This window comes from Novipirellula aureliae (assembly GCF_007860185.1).
Lineage (GTDB): Bacteria > Planctomycetota > Planctomycetia > Pirellulales > Pirellulaceae > Novipirellula_A > Novipirellula_A aureliae.
This window is the reverse complement of record NZ_SJPY01000001.1, coordinates 256,813-274,730: the sequence shown is the minus strand read 5'-3', so window position 1 is coordinate 274,730 and position 17,918 is coordinate 256,813. Positions and strand designations below refer to the sequence as shown.

General features: G+C 53.8%; 9 protein-coding genes. 2 read left to right on the top strand and 7 right to left on the bottom strand.

Annotated features, from left to right (window positions below):
- Positions 1–209: 209 nt before the first annotated feature.
- The gene (locus tag Q31b_RS01120; RefSeq protein ID WP_146597850.1) at positions 210–2,375 is read left to right on the top strand and encodes an alpha-amylase/4-alpha-glucanotransferase domain-containing protein; all 2,166 of its coding nucleotides are present in this window, start codon (positions 210–212) and stop codon (positions 2,373–2,375) included.
- Between the two features lie 105 nt (positions 2,376–2,480).
- Here Q31b_RS01120 and Q31b_RS01115 read toward each other — a convergent pair whose 3' ends face one another.
- From Q31b_RS01115 to Q31b_RS01085, 7 genes are all read right to left on the bottom strand, one after another.
- Complete coding sequence (locus tag Q31b_RS01115; RefSeq protein WP_146597849.1) at positions 2,481–3,983, bottom strand: glutamate synthase subunit beta; 1,503 nt, start codon at positions 3,981–3,983, stop codon at positions 2,481–2,483.
- Between the two features lie 192 nt (positions 3,984–4,175).
- Entirely contained in the window at positions 4,176–8,744 is a 4,569-nt protein-coding gene (gene gltB / locus Q31b_RS01110) for a glutamate synthase large subunit (protein WP_146597848.1), read from the bottom strand.
- Between the two features lie 44 nt (positions 8,745–8,788).
- Positions 8,789–9,760 carry a LysR family transcriptional regulator gene (locus tag Q31b_RS01105; protein ID WP_146597847.1) on the bottom strand — a complete coding sequence of 324 codons (972 nt, stop codon included), beginning with the start codon at positions 9,758–9,760 and terminating at the stop codon, positions 8,789–8,791.
- Positions 9,761–10,240: 480 nt separating this feature from the next.
- Complete coding sequence (glgB, locus tag Q31b_RS01100; RefSeq protein WP_146597846.1) at positions 10,241–12,487, bottom strand: 1,4-alpha-glucan branching protein GlgB; 2,247 nt, start codon at positions 12,485–12,487, stop codon at positions 10,241–10,243.
- 99 nt (positions 12,488–12,586) lie between these two features.
- Positions 12,587–13,318: a ribonuclease HI gene (locus Q31b_RS27760; RefSeq protein ID WP_197170727.1), complete on the bottom strand. Its 732-nt coding sequence runs from the start codon at positions 13,316–13,318 to the stop codon at positions 12,587–12,589.
- A gap of 389 nt (positions 13,319–13,707) precedes the next feature.
- A complete protein-coding gene (locus Q31b_RS01090; protein ID WP_146597845.1) occupies positions 13,708–14,862 on the bottom strand; it encodes an endonuclease/exonuclease/phosphatase family protein in 1,155 nt (384 codons plus the stop codon).
- A gap of 42 nt (positions 14,863–14,904) precedes the next feature.
- Complete coding sequence (locus tag Q31b_RS01085; protein ID WP_146597844.1) at positions 14,905–15,402, bottom strand: HEAT repeat domain-containing protein; 498 nt, start codon at positions 15,400–15,402, stop codon at positions 14,905–14,907.
- A gap of 569 nt (positions 15,403–15,971) precedes the next feature.
- Between Q31b_RS01085 and Q31b_RS01080 the strand changes: the two genes are divergently transcribed.
- A complete protein-coding gene (locus Q31b_RS01080; protein ID WP_146598679.1) occupies positions 15,972–17,837 on the top strand; it encodes a TolC family protein in 1,866 nt (621 codons plus the stop codon).
- The last annotated feature ends 81 nt before the right edge of the window (positions 17,838–17,918 follow it).

The window sequence follows — 17,918 nt, the reverse complement described above, 5'->3', positions numbered from 1 at the left end:
GGGCTGGCTATCATTTGTATTCGGCTACGGTCTCGATTGCCAACCGTCGGCTGACGGATTGAAGCGAAGAAGCCTATAATTTAGCTGAACCGATTAGAGCGAATGGACCGATAGTATCAAATAAGTTGTCTGCTCAGCCAAAAGCGAGTGGAAAGCTTCCCGATCGCCCCACTTCAGCATCCACCTTTTTCACTTTGAATTTGAAGAATATGACGCCACACGCATATTTGTGCCTCGTACTGCACAACCATCAACCCATTGGCAATTTTGACGGCGTCTTCGAACAAGCTTATCAAGACAGCTATCTGCCGTTTTTGGAGGTCTTCGAGCCATTTGAAGCCCTTCAGATTTCGCTTCATACCTCCGGCCCGTTGATGATTTGGTTGGCAGAGCGGCATCCTGAGTATATCGATCGCTTGCGAATGTTGGTCGACGCGGGACGGGTGGAAATCATTGGCGGTCCACAGTACGAACCGATCATGACGATGCTGCCATCACGCGACCGTATCGGCCAAATTCATGCTTATAGCAATTGGCTGCATCGGAATCTAGGTGTTCGGCCACGCGGGATGTGGATGCCGGAACGGGTTTGGGAATCGTCGCTCACATCCGATGTCGTTGACGCCGAAATGGAGTATACCGTTTTGGATGACTACCATTTCCGGGCTGCGGGGTTGTCCGATGAAGAACTCAACGGCTACTTCTTGACCGAGGACGACGGTCGTGTGCTAAAGATATTTCCAGGCTCGGAGCGACTTCGGTATACGATTCCCTTCCAATCGGCGGACCAAACCATTGAACATTGTCGGCAATTCGCCGAGCGGTCACCTGGCGCGGTTTTGACGTTCGGGGATGATGGTGAGAAATTTGGGACTTGGCCCGATACCAAGGTGCATGTTTATGAACAGGGCTGGCTGCGATCTTTCTTCACCGCACTTTGCGAAAACGCTTCGTGGTTAAAGACCGTATCCCTCGCCGAAGCCGTTACCAAGACGCCTCCGGCTGGCAAGGTCTATCTGCCCGATTGCAGCTACCGCGAAATGACCGAGTGGGCGCTACCCACCGAAGCGCAAGCAACGTTTGATAATGTCACGCACGCCATCGCTGATCATCCTCAGTGGAGCGACTTGAAGCCGTTCATTCGTGGTGGCTATTGGCGGAATTTCAAGTCAAAGTATGACGAAACCAACGAGATGTACGCTCGGATGATGAGCGTTAGCCGCCGATTGAAGGAGGCCGAAACAAAGGTCGCCGACAACGCGGCAATCGCTGAAATCCGTGACCACCTTTATCGAGGTCAATGCAATTGCCCCTATTGGCATGGTGCATTCGGCGGCGTCTATTTGCCGCATCTTCGCAATGCGATCTACGAACACCTGATCGCGGCCGACAATTTGTTGTCGGATTTGGAAGGGATGAACGACCAAACCGTCACGGCCGCCGCAGAGGACTACAACTTCGATGGTTTGCAGGAGGTCCGGATTAGCAACAATCGGTTGTGTGCCTGGATTGCGCCGGGGCGAGGTGGCCGGATGTACGAATTGGACGTTCGTGATATTCGCCACAATCTGTTGGCAACACTGCAACGCCGCCCCGAGGACTATCACCGCAAGGTTTTAGCAGGTGCAAGTGCAAGCGGTGCCGAGGTCGCGAGTATCCACGATCGAGTTGTCTTTAAGCAGGCTGACCTTGATCAACGGTTGCAGTACGACCGCTACGCACGCAAGAGCTTGATGGATCATTTCTACGATACCGATGCGACATTGGAATCGGTTGCACGGGGCGAAGCGGAAGAACGGGGTGACTTTGTCGAATTGCCGTTTGAAACAAAGCTTCGTCGTGGTGCCGATCGCGTACAAGTGCAAATGCGACGAGACGGGAACGCATGGGGGATCCCAATCACATTGACCAAAGCGGTCACGCTCGAAGCTGGTAGCGACCGAATGATGGTCACCTACCTGCTAGAAGATGTGCCGCAAGACAAGCCTTTGCATTTCGCGGTGGAAATGAATTTTGCCGGCTTACCATCCGGTGCAGACGATCGATACTTTTCTGATCTGCAAGGTAACCACCTCGGCCAACTCGGTGAAGAGTTGGATTTGCGTGACGCCGATGGGCTCCGTCTCTCCGACCGTTGGTTGGGCATTGACGTTTCTCTAAAGATCGATCGTAAGAGCGGTCTTTGGGCCTTCCCGATCTCGACCGTCAGTCAAAGTGAGTCGGGTTTCGAATTGGTGCACCAAAGCGTCTGTGTCCAACCGCACTGGATCGTCAACGCCGATGCCGAAGGCCGCTGGGCCGTCCAGATTGAGATGGCTGCGGTATGCGAGCCAAAAACAGCAGTGGTCCACCAATCGCAGGCGATCCGTTTGTAAGGGGTCGCCCGTTTGCCGCAAGTCGTGGATCTTGTTAAAGATCCGGACGCAAAAGGATCTTTAACAAGATCCACGACGGAAAGGGGGCGTCCGTTCTCCCCCCCCTTAGCCGATTTCTAGCGAGGTGCCCAGCGTGATCCCGGGCGCTGGTAGATTGCTTGAACCTTGCAGGTAGATGTCGATCGCGCGAGCCGCTCCGCGGCCTTCATTGATCGCCCAGACCACCAGACTCTGGCCACGTCGGCAGTCGCCGGCCGCAAACACTCCATCGACATTCGTCGCAAACCGACCGTGTTCGGCTTGGAAATTGCTACGCGGATCGACTTCGATGTTTAGCGAATCGGCAACGTACTGCTCCGGTCCCAGGAAGCCCATCGCTAATAGAATCAATTGAGCGGGCCAATCCTTTTCACTGCCTTCAACTTCGGCCATTTTCCATCCGCCATCATCGCCCTTGGTCCACTGGACTTCGACGGTCTTGATGCCAGTAAGGTTGCCCTCGTCGTCGACGAGAAACTCTTTGCTAAGGATTTGATACTCGCGAGGGTCGCGACCGAACTTCGCTTCCGCTTCTTCATGACCATAATCGACTCGGTAGATTCGCGGCCATTCAGGCCACGGGTTGTCCGCTCCGCGTTCGGCCGGCGGTTTCGGCAACAATTCAAAGTTGACCAAGCTTCGGCAGCCATGACGAAGGGCTGTGCCAATACAATCGGTTCCCGTGTCACCGCCGCCGATCACGATCACGTCTTTTCCTTCGGCGCTAATGAAACGGTCACCAATTTGGTCGGCGTGAACACTTTGCATTGTATTGGCCGCTAAAAACTCCATTGCAAAGTGAACGCCTTTGGCATCGCGATTTGGAATCGGCAGGTCGCGCGGCTTCGTCGCACCGCAAGCCAATAACACCGCGTCGGAATCGTTGACAAGTTCCTTGGGGTCGATGTCTTTGCCGACATTCACACCGGTCACAAACTTGATTCCTTCGGTGGTCATCTTGTCGACGCGTCGTTGAACCACTTTTTTCGATAGTTTCATATTTGGAATGCCGTATTGAAGCAGTCCACCGATTCGGTTGGCTCGCTCATAGACGGTCACTTCGTGGCCGGCCTTGTTCAGTTGATCTGCAGCCGACAAGCCCGCCGGTCCACTGCCGACGATTGCAACTTTTTTACCCGTCCGCATCGTTGGTGGTTCAGGCTTGATCCAGCCTTCTTCCCATGCGCGATCGACGATTGCATTTTCGATGTTCTTGATCGTTACTGGGGGGTTGGTGATTCCCAGAACACAAGCTCCCTCGCACGGTGCGGGGCAGGTTCGACCGGTGAATTCGGGAAAGTTGTTGGTTTTATGCAGTCGCTCAATCGCCTCTTGCCAGCGATCGTTATAAACGAGGTCGTTCCATTCGGGGATCAAGTTATCGATTGGGCATCCGCTGTTCGATTGGCAAAACGGAACGCCGCAATCCATACATCGAGCGCCTTGCTCTTGCAATTGCTTGGCATTCGGTTCGGTATAGACTTCGTCGTAATCGTTGATCCGAACGACTGGCAAACGCCATGCGACCTTTTTACGATCAAACTCTTTGAATCCGGTTGGCTTTCCCATCGTTTCAGCTCTCTTGTTCTAACGGTTGTTTTTGGATTTGGGTGTTGCTTGCGATCCGCCTCCTTCGACCTTGTGCCGAAGGGCGTGTGCTGAGGCGTTGGAGTCGAAGCTTTTTTTGCTCGTCACGCCTCTTGAGTCGTTGAATGACTACACTCCAGCCATTGCGGTTCGGGACGTGGATCCGCCGCAGAGTTACGCTGGAGCGGCTTCCTCTTGTTTCGCTTTCATCTCCTTCAAGACTCGCTTGTAATCGGTTGGCATGACCTTGACGCATTGGCTCATGAATTGGTCCCAATTGTCGAGTGCTCGCCGAGCCGCCTTGCTATCGGTGTATTCATGATGTCGCTGAATCATATCCTTGACTTCCGCTTCCTCTTCAGCGGTTTCGATCGCCTCGAGTTCCACGGTCGCTAAGTTGCAGTCCAAAGCGAATTCGCCTTTGGTGTCCCAAATATAAGCGATCCCTCCTGACATACCTGCTGCGAAGTTGCGTCCGGTTGACCCGAGAACGATGACCCGTCCGCCAGTCATGTATTCGCATCCATGGTCACCGACACCTTCGATGACCGCTCGTGCACCACTGTTGCGAACACAGAAACGTTCAGCAGCTCGCCCACTTAAGTAGGCTTCACCGCCCGTCGCACCGTACAGGCAAACGTTCCCGACGAGAATGTTCTCTTCGGCTGCGAAGCTGCTTTCACGCGGTGGGTAGACGATCACTTTCCCTCCCGACAAGCCTTTGCCGACGTAATCGTTTGCATCGCCCTCGAGTTCAATGGTGATGCCGTGAGCCAAAAAGGCGCCGAGACTTTGGCCAGCAGAACCATTTAATGACAATACAATTGTGTCATCTGGTAACCCCGGTTGGCCGTACTTTTTGGCAACTTCATTACTGAGGATCGTACCAACCGTTCGGTTGATGTTCACGATCGGTGATTCAATTCGCACCGGTTCACCCGACTCAATAGCTGGTTTTGCTGCGTCGAGCAGAACGGTCAAATCGAGTGATTTGTCCAAACCATGATCTTGGCTTTGTGTGCAGCGAACGTCGACCTTTGAATGCGGCTTGTTCGCAGGTTGTAGGATTGGTGTCAGATCGAGTCCATCGGCTTTCCAATGTTTGATCGCCTCGTCCGTTTTCAAGCAATCGCTACGACCGGTCATTTCGGAGATTTTACGGAAACCGAGCTTCGCCATGATCCGGCGTGCTTCCTCAGCCACCATGAACAAATAGTTGACAACATGTTCGGGTTTGCCAGTGAACTTGGCCCGTAATTCGGGGTCTTGCGTGGCAATGCCGACCGGACAAGTGTTCAAATGGCACTTCCGCATCATGATGCACCCGAGCGTGATCAGCGGCGCTGTGGAGAAACCGAATTCTTCGGCGCCGAGCAACGCTGCAATCACCACGTCGCGGCCGGTCCTCAAACCACCATCGGTTTGCAAGACGACACGGCTACGCAGATCGTTGAGTACCAGGACTTGATGGGTTTCGGCAATGCCCAATTCCCAAGGCAAGCCGGCGTGCTTGATACTTGTTAGCGGCGAAGCCCCGGTTCCACCGGTATCGCCCGAGATCAAGATGTGATCGGCATGTGCCTTGGCGACGCCTGAAGCGATCACGCCGACGCCAACTTCACTGACTAATTTCACGCTAATCCGAGCGGCCCGGTTGGCGTTTTTAAGGTCGTGAATCAATTGCGCTAGGTCTTCGATCGAATAGATATCGTGGTGCGGTGGCGGGCTAATCAGGCCAACGCCAGGGGTGCTGTAACGGATCCGAGCGATCGTCTCGTCGACCTTTTTCCCTGGCAATTCGCCACCTTCGCCTGGCTTGGCGCCTTGGGAGATTTTTATTTGAATCTCGTCGGCATTCGTCAGGTATTCGATCGTCACACCGAAACGCCCCGAAGCGACCTGTTTGATCGCCGACCGTTTTGAATCGCCGTTGGCGAGGGGCAAGAATCGAAGCGGATCTTCGCCACCTTCGCCCGTATTGCTCTTGCCACCGAGGCGGTTCATGGCGACCGCCAACGTTTCGTGCGACTCGGCGCTGATGCTGCCGAAACTCATCGCTCCGGTACAAAACAGTTTTACGATTTCGCTAGCAGGTTCGACTTCGTCGAGCGGAACCGGTTGGCCGGCGGCACCTTCCTTGAACCCGAGCAGTCCACGGAGCGTGCAGCGGTTGCGGTTGTCTTCATTGATCGCGTGAGCAAACTTCCAGTAGGCGTCTTCGTTGTTGGTCCGTGCGGCAACTTGCAGAGACGAAATGGATTGCGGGCTCCAGGCGTGTTTTTCGCCTTCTGCACGCCAATGGAACTCGCCCAAGCTTGGCAATTGATGGCTGGTGTCGCTCTTCCGATTGGGATACCCAAGGCGATGGCGGCGAAGTGTTTCCTCGGCTACCACGTCAAACGAAACCCCTTGAATTCGGCTCGCGGTTCCGACAAAACAAGTCTCAATGATCTCGTCTTTCAGTCCAAGGGCTTCAAAGATTTGTGCGCCCTTGTAGCTTTGCAGCGTACTGATTCCCATCTTGGCCATGACTTTCAACATGCCCTTGGCAACACCCTTGCGGTAGGCAGCGACGATCTTGTCATCATCGAGTACGGGAGGCATCAAGCCATCGCGGCGAGCTTGCCAGAGGGCTTCGAATGCAAGGTATGGGTTGATGGCATCGGCACCATAGCCGATCAACAAACAATGATGATGGACCTCTCTCGCTTCTCCCGTTTCGATCGCTAAGCCGATCCGAGTTCGTTTGGCCTGTTTCACCAAATGATGATGCACGGCACCGACAGCCAACAACGCGCTGATGGGGACTCGGTCATGGCTAATGGCACGATCGCTCAAGACGACCAGTTCGATTCCTGCGTCGACCGCTTCTTCCGCTTCTCGTGAAATTCGCTCGAGTGTTTTCCGTAATCCTGCCTTGCCCTCGCTACGGTCAAACGTGATGTCGATCACTCGGCTTTGCCAGCCTTCGAAGTTGACATGTTTGAGCGCCGCGATCTCTTCATTCGTCAGGATCGGATGACTTACCAACAAACGGTGGCAATGTTCGGGCGTCGCGGTTAACAGGTTCTGTTCGGGGCCGATGTAGCACTCCAGCGACATGATGACCTCTTCGCGAATCGAATCGATCGAAGGATTGGTCACCTGGGCAAACAGCTGTTTGAAATAATCATAGATCATTCGTGGTTTGTCACTCAAACAAGCAAGCGCGCTATCGTTCCCCATGGAGCCGACGGGGTCACGGAGTTGCTCGACGAGTGGTCGCAGCATGAATGTCATCGTTTCACTGGTGTAACCAAACGCTTGCATCCGAGGCAGGAGGGATTCCGAATCAAAGCCGTGACCTTCGGCTTCCGGGTGCAGGTCCTCGAGTGTGATGCGTTGGTCTTTTAGCCATTGACCATAAGGCATCTTTTTGGCGAAGGAACTCTTGAGTTCTTCGTCGGGGATCAAACGTCCTTGCTCGAAATCGACCAAGAACATTTTTCCTGGTTGCAAGCGTCCTTTGTGTTTGACGATAGCTGGGTCGACGGGCAAAACCCCCACTTCGCTCGCCATGATGACACGGTCATCGTGAGTGATGTAATAGCGACTTGGTCGCAAACCGTTGCGGTCTAGTGTCGCGCCGATGTAATGACCGTCGGTGAAAACGATCGATGCCGGTCCATCCCAAGGTTCCATCAAGCACGAGAAGTATTCGTAGAACGCTCGTTTGTCCTCGGGCATTGTTTCGTGCATCTGCCACGCTTCGGGGACCATCATCATGATCGCTTCCTGTAGCGTCCGCCCGTTCATTAGCAGAAACTCCAACACGTTATCAAACGTACCGGAGTCGCTACAATGGGCCTCGCAAACCGGGAATAGCTTCTTCAAATCGTCGCCGAAAATGTTGCTTTCGGCGGCTCCTTCGCGAGCCCTCATCCAATTTGAGTTACCGCGAAGCGTATTGATTTCGCCATTGTGACTCATGAAACGCAGGGGCTGGGCACGATCCCAACTTGGGAAGGTATTGGTCGAAAAACGGCTATGCACCATCGCCAAATGCGTCTCAAAATCCTCGTCTTGAAGATCGGGGTAGTATGGCAGGACCTGAGCCGGGGTGAGCATCCCCTTGTAGATGATCACTTTGGTGCTGAGCGAGCAGATGTAGAACATCAACGCTTGTTTGATCTCATTGCCACCACGCAGTCGGTGACTGGCTTGCTTATGAATCAAGTACAATTTTTGATCCAGTTCGTCACCACTTAGCCCCTCGGCAGCAGCGACGAACAATTGCTCGACGTGTGGTTCGCTTCGCCGCGCAGTCGGCCCGACGTCGGCGACGTCAGGGCACTGAGGGACCTTTCGCCAACCGATCAGTTTCTGGCCTGATTCGGCAATCAACGACTCGATCGTTTCCTTGCAAAACGCTCGTTCCGATTCATCGGTTGGTAGAAAAACGAGACCCGCAGCGAACTTGCCCGCTTCAGGCAGTTCGGCGCCTAGATCACGCTGAGCGACCTTTCGCAAAAACTTGTGTGGCAAACCAACCATGATGCCCGATCCATCTCCGGTGTTCGGTTCGCAGCCGCAGGCACCGCGATGGTCCATCGCTTGCAGGATTTGGTCCGCATCCAGAACGTTTTGATGACTCGGCTTGCCCTTGATATGAGCAATGAAGCCAACGCCACACGAGTCTTTCTCGTGCTGAGGATCATAGAGTCCCTGGGCTGGCGGCAAGTGAAACGATGTTTGGTTCATCATGGTTGATCCGTTTTACGTTTGAGTAAGGGAGATGCCCAATGGACTTAGGCAACGACCGAAGATTTTTTTCCGTGTTCGGTCGTTTGGATTTCCTCAGCGGCTTTCCCGCTACCAGGTTTATGTTTGGCCGCTTCAATTCTGCGGCCGAGCAGCAGTGAACCGAATTCGCTTGCTGCTTTACTGAGTTGCCCCGATCGCCGAAAAATGATTCCGAGTGGGCGTGTCATCTTGAATCCGCGACAGGCTACCACCCTCAACGAGCCGTTAGCTGTTTCGCGGCGAACGGCGGCCTCGGGGACAATGCCAATGCCTCGGCTCGCTTGAATCATCCGAATCATGGAATCCGCGTTGTCAAACTCCATCCGGACGTCGACCGTGACGCCTGCTTTCAACAAATACTGGTCGATCTCTTTTCGAAGTGCCAAACCTCGCTCAAAACCAATCATCGGAATCCCCTTGAGTTCTGAGATATCCAAATTGGTTCGGTTGGCAAAGCGATGGTCGGACGAGCAGACCAATCGCATCGGCTCCTGTTGCCACAAGACCGACTGAAGCGACTTCGTGTTTTTCGGAAAGCTGATCAGCCCAAAGTCGACCTGCCCCTCCGATGTCATCTCGATCACCCGTTCACTGGTCCCAAAATCGAGTTTGACGTCGACCTCAGGGTGTTGGCTGCTAAACGCTTCGGTCGCTTCGGGAAGATAGCTAAGTCCAACCGAATAGATCGCACCGATCTTCAATTGACCGCTCAAACTTTCACCAAGCGTCGCAACCTCTTGGTCGAGGCGATGCAGTTGGCGAAGAACATTTCGCAAGCCGCGAACGTAGGTTTGACCCGCCGGTGTCAAAACAAGCGGACGCTTGGAGCGATCGATTAGAAGCGTCCCCAAGGAATCCTCTAATTGCTGCATCGCCTGACTCACTGCGCTCTGGGTCAAATCGTGTGCCGCCGCCGCTTTGGAAAAGCTACGCTGGTCAGCCACTGAGCAGAACAATTCGAGGTTTCGCAGATGCAATCGGGTCTCTTTAGTATTAGCGGTTCTTATGTTGCGGAGGGTCTTCCGAAGTCTCACTTATGAGAAGGTAGCCCCACAGAGCTAGATCGTCAATAGAGATGGGCACAAAAAGTACTAGATCGCGCTAAAGGGGGCGCGAAGTTTCATGAGCTTCCAAGGCCGCGGTTGTTGTCAACGCCGGTTGGAGTCGATCGGTTGGCTGATCCGAATCGGGGGCCAGCTCGACAGAAGAAAAGCCTACGCTCGCTGGAATTCAGGCATTCGGTTTGAACTCACCGCCCTCGCGCGAGGCGACCTCGCCGAAGCTCTTGGGGAGTTTTGCTACCTGAAAAGCAAGCCGATGCGTCAATGCGAGCCTTACGTCTCCTAGTGCATTCTGATTTTTGACGTGGCTGGGGCTTCCAGCCCCAGTTGAGAAGAACGCTGCGGCTGGAAGCCACAGCCACTAATCACGCAGCCTACGACTTTTTGCAAAATGCTCTAGTGTTCCAACCGGAAGATGACGGTGGCCAGTGGCGGTAGATCGACCGAGATACTGTCGGGGCGGCTATGGTGTTCCTCGCCAAACGTTTTTCGGCCTGGGTAGTTGCCGACATTGCTACCGCCATAAGCTTCACCATCGCTGTTGAAAATCTCTTTCCAAAAGCCACTGTGTGGAACGCCGACGCGGTAGGCTGTTCGAACGACGGGAGTGAAATTGCTGCATACCAAGATCGGTGGTGCACCGTCCATGCCTTTGCGAAGGTAGACCAGAATACTGTCGTCCGCGTTCATGCAGTCGATCCATTCGAACCCTTCGTTTGTGAAATCGAATTGATGCAAGGCGGGATTTTCGATTACCAATTTGTTCAAGTCAGCAACCAATTGCTGGACGCCTCGGTGCGTCGCGAAGTCGAGCAAGATCCAATCGGGGCCTTCGTCATCGTTCCACTCGTTCCATTGAGCGAACTCACCGCCCATGAACAGCAATTTCTTTCCTGGGTGGGTCCACATGTAGGAATAGAGTAAGCGTAGGTTAGCAAACTTTTGCCACATATCGCCTGGCATTTGGCTAATCAGCGATCCTTTTCCGTGGACGACTTCATCGTGCGAAAGCGGCAAAACGAAGTTTTCGGTAAACGCATAGATCAGGCTAAACGTTAATTCGTTTTGATGAAATTTGCGATGAATCGGTTCGTTTCTCATGTAGGACAGGGTATCGTTCATCCATCCCATGTTCCATTTGTAGGTAAATCCGAGTCCGCCGTCATCGACTGGCTTGGAGACTCCAGGCCAAGCGGTCGATTCCTCGGCTGCGGTGACCACGCCAGGATAGTTTTCGTGAACCGCGACGTTGAATTCGCGGAGCATGTGGAGTGCTTCCAAGTTTTCTCGCCCGCCGTATTGGTTAGGCTCCCAGCCGCCCTCTTCGCGGCTATAGTCCAAATACAGCATTGACGCGACTGCATCGACGCGCAATCCATCGATGTGATATTTGTCTAGCCAGAAGAGTGCGTTGGCGATCAAGAAGTTGCGGACTTCGTTGCGTCCGTAATTGAAGATCATGGTTCCCCAATCGGGGTGTTCGCCTTTTCGGGGGTCCTCGTGCTCGTACAATGCCGACCCATCAAAGCGCCGCAAACCATGAGCATCTTTGGGGAAGTGGGCGGGGACCCAATCGACGATGACACCGATACCTTGCTTATGTAAATAGTCGACGAAGAATTTGAAGTCGTTCGGATCTCCATGACGACTCGTGGGGGCAAAGTAGCCGACGGTTTGATAGCCCCATGAACCCGAGTAGGGATGCTCGCTAACGGGCATTAACTCAACGTGGGTAAAATTCATACGGTGACAATACTCGGACAAACGCCGTGCCAAGTCTTTGTAGTCGAGCCAACCATGAGTCCGTCCAGGCCCTTTTTGCCAGCTGCCCAAATGAACTTCGTAAACGTTCATCGGTTCGTGCAACGGATTCCACTCGGCCCGACGCTCGATCCAATCGGCATCCTCCCACTGGTAATTGTTCAAATCTGTCACGATCGATGCGGTCAACGGTGGCAATTCCGCAGCGAAACCGAATGGGTCACTCTTGTCGATCCAGGATCCATCCATGCCGTGAATGCGAAATTTGTAGCGATCGCCTGCTTTGGCGGTTGGCACGAACAATTCCCAAATCCCCAGATCGCCGTGAGAACGGGCCACCGATTTGCGGCCGTCCCAGCCATTGAAGTCGCCGACAACTTGGACGCTTCTGGCGTTGGGTGCCCAGACGGCGAAGTTGACGCCGGATTGTCCGTCGACGGTTCTCAATTGCGCGCCGAGCCGCTCATAGATTTGGTGGTGTTTACCCTCGCCGATAAGGTAGCGGTCAAAATCGCTCAAAATCGAAGGAGCTGCGTAGGGGTCTTGCATGTCAATCATCTTTCCGGTGTCGTTCGTCATCTGGATGTGGTACTTCGATTTCGCAGAGATATCTTCATTCATTTTACGGCTTTGTGCCGGTCTGTCGATCGACTCACAAATCGCCTCAAAAAAGCCACTTGGGTGAATGCGTCGCATCGGACGCCGTTCGCCACTCGATCGTTCAACCACCCAAGCCGCTTTCGCTTCAGGTAAGTAGCTGCGGACCGCAACCGCTTGACTACCACGATAGTCGACGGGGTGGGGGCCGAGCAAACTAGAAGGATTTTCGTGCGTTCCGTCAATCAAACGGGTGATCGACGATAACGAGACTTGAGTGTGCATTTGTGATACCGAAAGCAAGAAAAAGAGAGTGAATCGAACGGGTTAGTAAAAAGAGAGGTTCGAGGCAGCCGAGCAATGGTCGGCCCTCAGGCGGAGTCGTTAAGACATCTCAAGCAACTCCGACGTCGTCATCGGGCGGCGATGCGACGGTGCCGTGCTCGACGAACCGCCACACAGCAGCCATTGGCGAAGTCGATCGTTGGGCCGAACTTCGGCGGGTGGTCGCCGTTCGCTCCGCCCTCGATCTCGTTCGGATACCGACTGCAGGTCTTCGGCATCAATCCTGCGCCGTCGTCGTTTGGGGCCTGCGATCGCGGGGTGTGGCGCATCGATGCGGAAGTTTGCCGAGGGTTTCTCCGCTTGGCTGCTCGACATCGAATCCGGGGTCTCGGAAACCATGGGGCTGACAATGCGAGACGAAACCAGACAGGCCGCGACGCAATGAATTTTCAATGCGCGGTCCACTCGCCGCCATAAATCGGCATGTTGAACATCAATGCGCCGCCCAAAATGCTCCCATACAAAATGGTTCTCCCTCCATCGCGGAAGCGAATCCGAAAGCGAGCGGGTCAAATAGCGATTATTGCTAAGCAAGGTCACCGAAGACGGGCCCTCAATCGACTCCAGACCGCGAACGGCCGCTAAGAGTGTCAAGCGGTTTAGGTCGCCAGCTTCATTGTCGCTGGCGGCAAACACCGGTTCGCCCTCAGCCGTCTCGAGCGAAAAACTCCAAAAGCCGTCTTCGAGTGACGTGCAACGTGCTTCACATACGAGCAAATACTGCGAAACGGCAGCACTCGCAAGCATCGTGGGGGATGGTTGTTGTATCACGAATGAGTTATCCAACAAATTGGGTCGTCGGGTTCGCAGCGATCTCGCCATGATCATCGCGAACCACCAAGGGGAAGGGAGCGATCCGTCATCCTGCCGTCTTCGAATCGCAAACCTATTGCGACAAGAAAACGCTGGATACATGACCACTCGGCAATCTCAACCCACTCGCCAAAGCCTAGTCACCCCAAAAAGTCAGCCTCGCTTAACAAGGGCCGTTGCAACAGATACAACCGGAAATACCGGTAGGAATTCGGCTTGTTGATGCCGAGAAGGGGAGCACCGAAACGACTCCGGGATAAAGTCATTGCCAATTGCAACTTGAGCAATGCAACTTGCATATTGCAACTTGCAGTTGCAATATTTTAATTTCATTCGGGGCAACCCCATCAGTACGGCCCGGGCCTCGGGCCTGATTCCCACACCGAGTACTCCGCCCAGACGGGAAAGTGGTCTGACACGTCCAACGCTTGCTCGGGCGTCAACCCAAAGGCTCGTTCGATATCAAAGACACCCCAACGACCGGTATACTCCGTTGTCGCTCGGGTATTGAAGAGAATGTTGTCATACGCTTTGGTGCGGCGCGTATTGGTCGTGATTCCGCGAACGACCCAGCCCATGTTCGGCAATCCTCCTAATCGTCCCATCTGGTTTTCGTTGGCGTTCAAATCGCCCAGCAGGATGACGTCATCCTCATCTTGGCGTGCTTGCTGCATCACCTCGAACACCTCCGCCAAGGCAGCCACCTCGTCGGGGACTTCATCCGGGTCGGTATGCGTGTTGACCATCCAAAACGTAAACGCGTGTTGGGGTGATGCCGTACGGGCACGAAAGCGAGCGACAAACGGTTCACGGTGAAGCATATCAGATGGATCGCTCATCGTGCCAACCGCATTCGGATCGTACTCGACTCGCGTTCGATCAAAGATGAAAGCATACTGTTCGGTACTGACGGTTCGACCCAACCTTGGGCTGATAATGAAGTCATACTGGCTGCCGTCCGCATTGAGCGAATTGATAAAAGTGGGCAAAATATCATCGTCTTGTGCCCGGATTTCTTGAATCGCAACCAAGTCGAACAAACGCACAATTTTGACCAGAGTCTCAACGACGGCAGGTTTACTCATTTTGCTTTTGCCGAAGACTTGAATGTTGTATGTCGCGATAAGAAGCTTGTCAGTAGCGCGATTCGCTGACGATCCTTGGCGGCTTTCCGCTGCATAACGGTCTTGAGCAGCATATTGAGCTGGAACCACGTTGTTGCCATATTGGTTCCGATTGGCAACTTGGCTAACTTGATCCTTGGCGTACTGTTTCGCACGCTCAACTCCATCCGCCACCGTGCTTCTTAGCCCAGCCTCTGTGAGATTCGCATCAGGATGCTGTTCTTTCCAATCGGTTAGCCGACTCACCAACGGTCCGACAACCGGCCATTCGGGGTTGAAGTAGCCCCCCAGTCCGCTGCCTGAAAACAACGTAAAAACGAACAGCAGCAGTTTGGGGAACCGCAGCTTTGATCGGGATCGGGATCGTTTTCGTGTCACGCGATTTGAGCCTCCATGCTCAAGCGTTTGCTTTGTTCTGGCTTAAATTGATAGGGTTTGCTGAAGGATTCGCTGTGCCGTTCCTGATACCTTCGGGTCGTTTGATTCAGACGCCCATGCGAGCGACTTGATCGTTGTCGGTTGTAGCGACCCCATTTTTCCGATTGCCCAAACGGCTCGTTGTTGCACCGATACCTCCGCTGTTTGCGTTAGTACTCTTGCCAAAACGTCTTGGCAATTTGACGCCTTGGCTCCAATTCGTCCGAGTAGTGTAATCGCCCAATAGGCGACCATTGGATTCGAGTCCTTGGCTAGTTCGCAGAGGGAACCAATGGATTCGATCGAAGGAGTGCCCAGGCCCTCGAGTGCGGCGACAGACCAATTGCGAACCGATTCATCCGCATCGGCACAGGAAACGACCAATTCCACCGCAGCGAACTGAGCCTCTTCCCCCATCGTTGCGAGTTGTTCGGCAGTCGAAATTCGTGTTGCCACGGCACCGCTTGCCAGATCGGATTTCAATTTTTCTTGAGTATTCATCGTGATGTTTTGCTCCAGGCTAGCTCATATGAACTTTTGTGCCGGTGCTGCAAGACCAAGCTCGCAGAGCAACAGTAGGCGAGTCTCTCCGAGACTCGCACACCCCCCAGCGTCTCGTAGGCGAGTCTCTCCGAACCTCGCACGCCCAGCCTCTCGTAGGCGAGTCTCTCCGAGACTCGCACCTCCCAGCGTCTCATAAGCAAGTCTCTCCGAGACTCGCACGCCCAGCCTCTCGTAGGCAAGTCTCTCCGAGACTCGCACCTCCCCAGCCTCTCGTAGGCGAGTCTCTCCGAGACTCGCACGCCCAGCCTCTCGTAGGCGAGTCTCTCCGAGACTCGCAAAAAAAACAGCGTCTCGGAGAGACGCTGCTACTTGCTAGCATTTCTCCAGGCGATTGGTGAAGATTCTTTGGATTGTATTGGCATTGCTAACGGCTGAATGGATGAATCCTTCTTAAATGATTGATTGGTAGCAGCGGTTTGGTACGAATAAAAGGGAAAGATACCCTTCGAGTGTGAGAATCGGTGAAAAAACGCTATCAAATTATCGAAGCGACGAGGCGATCTCGAATGGATTGCCGAAAGCGAGCGTCTGCTCTCTCGGTGATCGCTGCGCCGATAGCTTTTTGTCTGATCGCAATTTTTGCTGTCTTGATCGGATGCCGTGGCAATCGCGACTTCAAGACAACCGTGTGCAACGATACCGTTTGCGTGGACGCGATCATGAGCCAAGTCGACTTGGGAGCTCCGGCGGTAGGGTATTCCGAATCCTTGCCGCCACCGATGACGGTACGTACGATTGAAGACTTTGATACCCTTAGCTATCAAGACATCTCGCTCAACGAGATCATTCAATTGTCACTCGAAAATTCGGAAGTGCTGCGAGACTTGGGGGCAACGGTGCTTCGTACTCCGCGGGTTGTCATGACCGCCCAAACGGTTCCGCTGCAAGAATTTGATCCACAAACCAGTATCGAGGGGGCATTGTCAGCCTTCGATGCCCAGCTCTATGCGATGGGCAAGTTCCAAAACAATGATCGCCGCTTCAACAATCGCTTTTTCGGCGGTGGTTCAACAGCCTTCAAGCAGGACACGCATGATTACGTTGCCCAGTTATCAAAGCGAACGGCGACGGGGGCGGAGATCGCACTTCGAACGGTAACGGATTACGATGCGAATAACGCGACCGGAAACTTAACCGACAGTGCTTGGCAAACCCAATTGCAAGCCGAAATGCGGCAGCCCTTGATGCAAGGCGGTGGCGTTGAGTTCAACCGGATCGCAGGTCCTGCCAGTCAACCGGGGATCTACTCGGGCGTCTTGGTTGCCAAGGTGAATACCGACATTACGTCGGCCCAATTCCGGCAAGGGGCTCGTGATTACGTCAGTAACGTTATCAACGCCTACTGGGATTTGTACTATGCATACCGCGACGTGGACGCCAAGCGATCGGCACTCGAGCGGGCTCGCGAAACGTGGCTGAGCTATGATGCACAAAAATCGAGCAATCGGAAATCGGGAGCTGCCGAGGCCCTCGCCCGAGAGCAGTTCTTTCGCTTTCAAAGTGAATTGCAAGATGCGATTGCGGGCAAGTTGATACAGGGCACTCAGGTCAACAATTCGACATCGGGCGGTACTGTGGCAGGCCTTGGAGGCGTCTTAACGGCGGAAAGACGGCTTCGGTTGCTGATTGGTTTGCCGGTAACCGAGTTCGCTTTGCTGCGTCCAAGTGATGAGCCGTTATCGGCACCGATGGTATTCGATTGGGATTCCATCTCCGCCGAGGCTATTCGTCTTCGTAGCGAATTGCAGCAACAGCGGTTGCTCGTCAAACGCCGTGAATTGGAAGCGTTAGCGGCAAAAAACTATCTGCTGCCGTCGCTTGATCTGGTGACCATTTATCGAGTTCGGGGTTTGGATCAGCAGTTGGCGGGCGACCATTCTGCCTTCGAGGAACTCGGGACATTCGACTATCAAGAATACGAAGCGAGTTTGGAATTCAAATTACCGATCGGTCTGCGACAAGGATACTTAGCCGTCCGCCATGCCAAGACACAATTGGTTCGCGACCGTGCGATTTTAGAAGAGCAAGAGCGTCAAATACTGCACGATTTGGCAGATGTGGTGGGCGAGAGCGATCGAGCGTTTATGCAAATGGACACCAATTTGAATCGCTATCTGGCTGCAACCGAAGCGTTCGAGGCGCTCGAAACCAGTCGTGAAGCGGGGATGCCAATCAACCTTGAGCAACTACTCGATGCTCAAAGGCGTGTGAGCGAAGCACAAAGCCGCTATTTCCTCGCCTTAACCGAGTACACGATTGCAGCGAAGAACGTACAATACGAAAAAGGCACGCTGCTCGAATCGACTCGGCTGTTTTTGGTCGACGAAGCGTCGGCGTTCGTCGACTATGCCGCGGCAATGCCTCGGTCCTAATCGTCGGCTGTCTATTTCTCGTAGCGGGGATTATATTTCGGGATTGTATTTCGGGTTTTGCCCCGTGGGCATCGCTTGGCG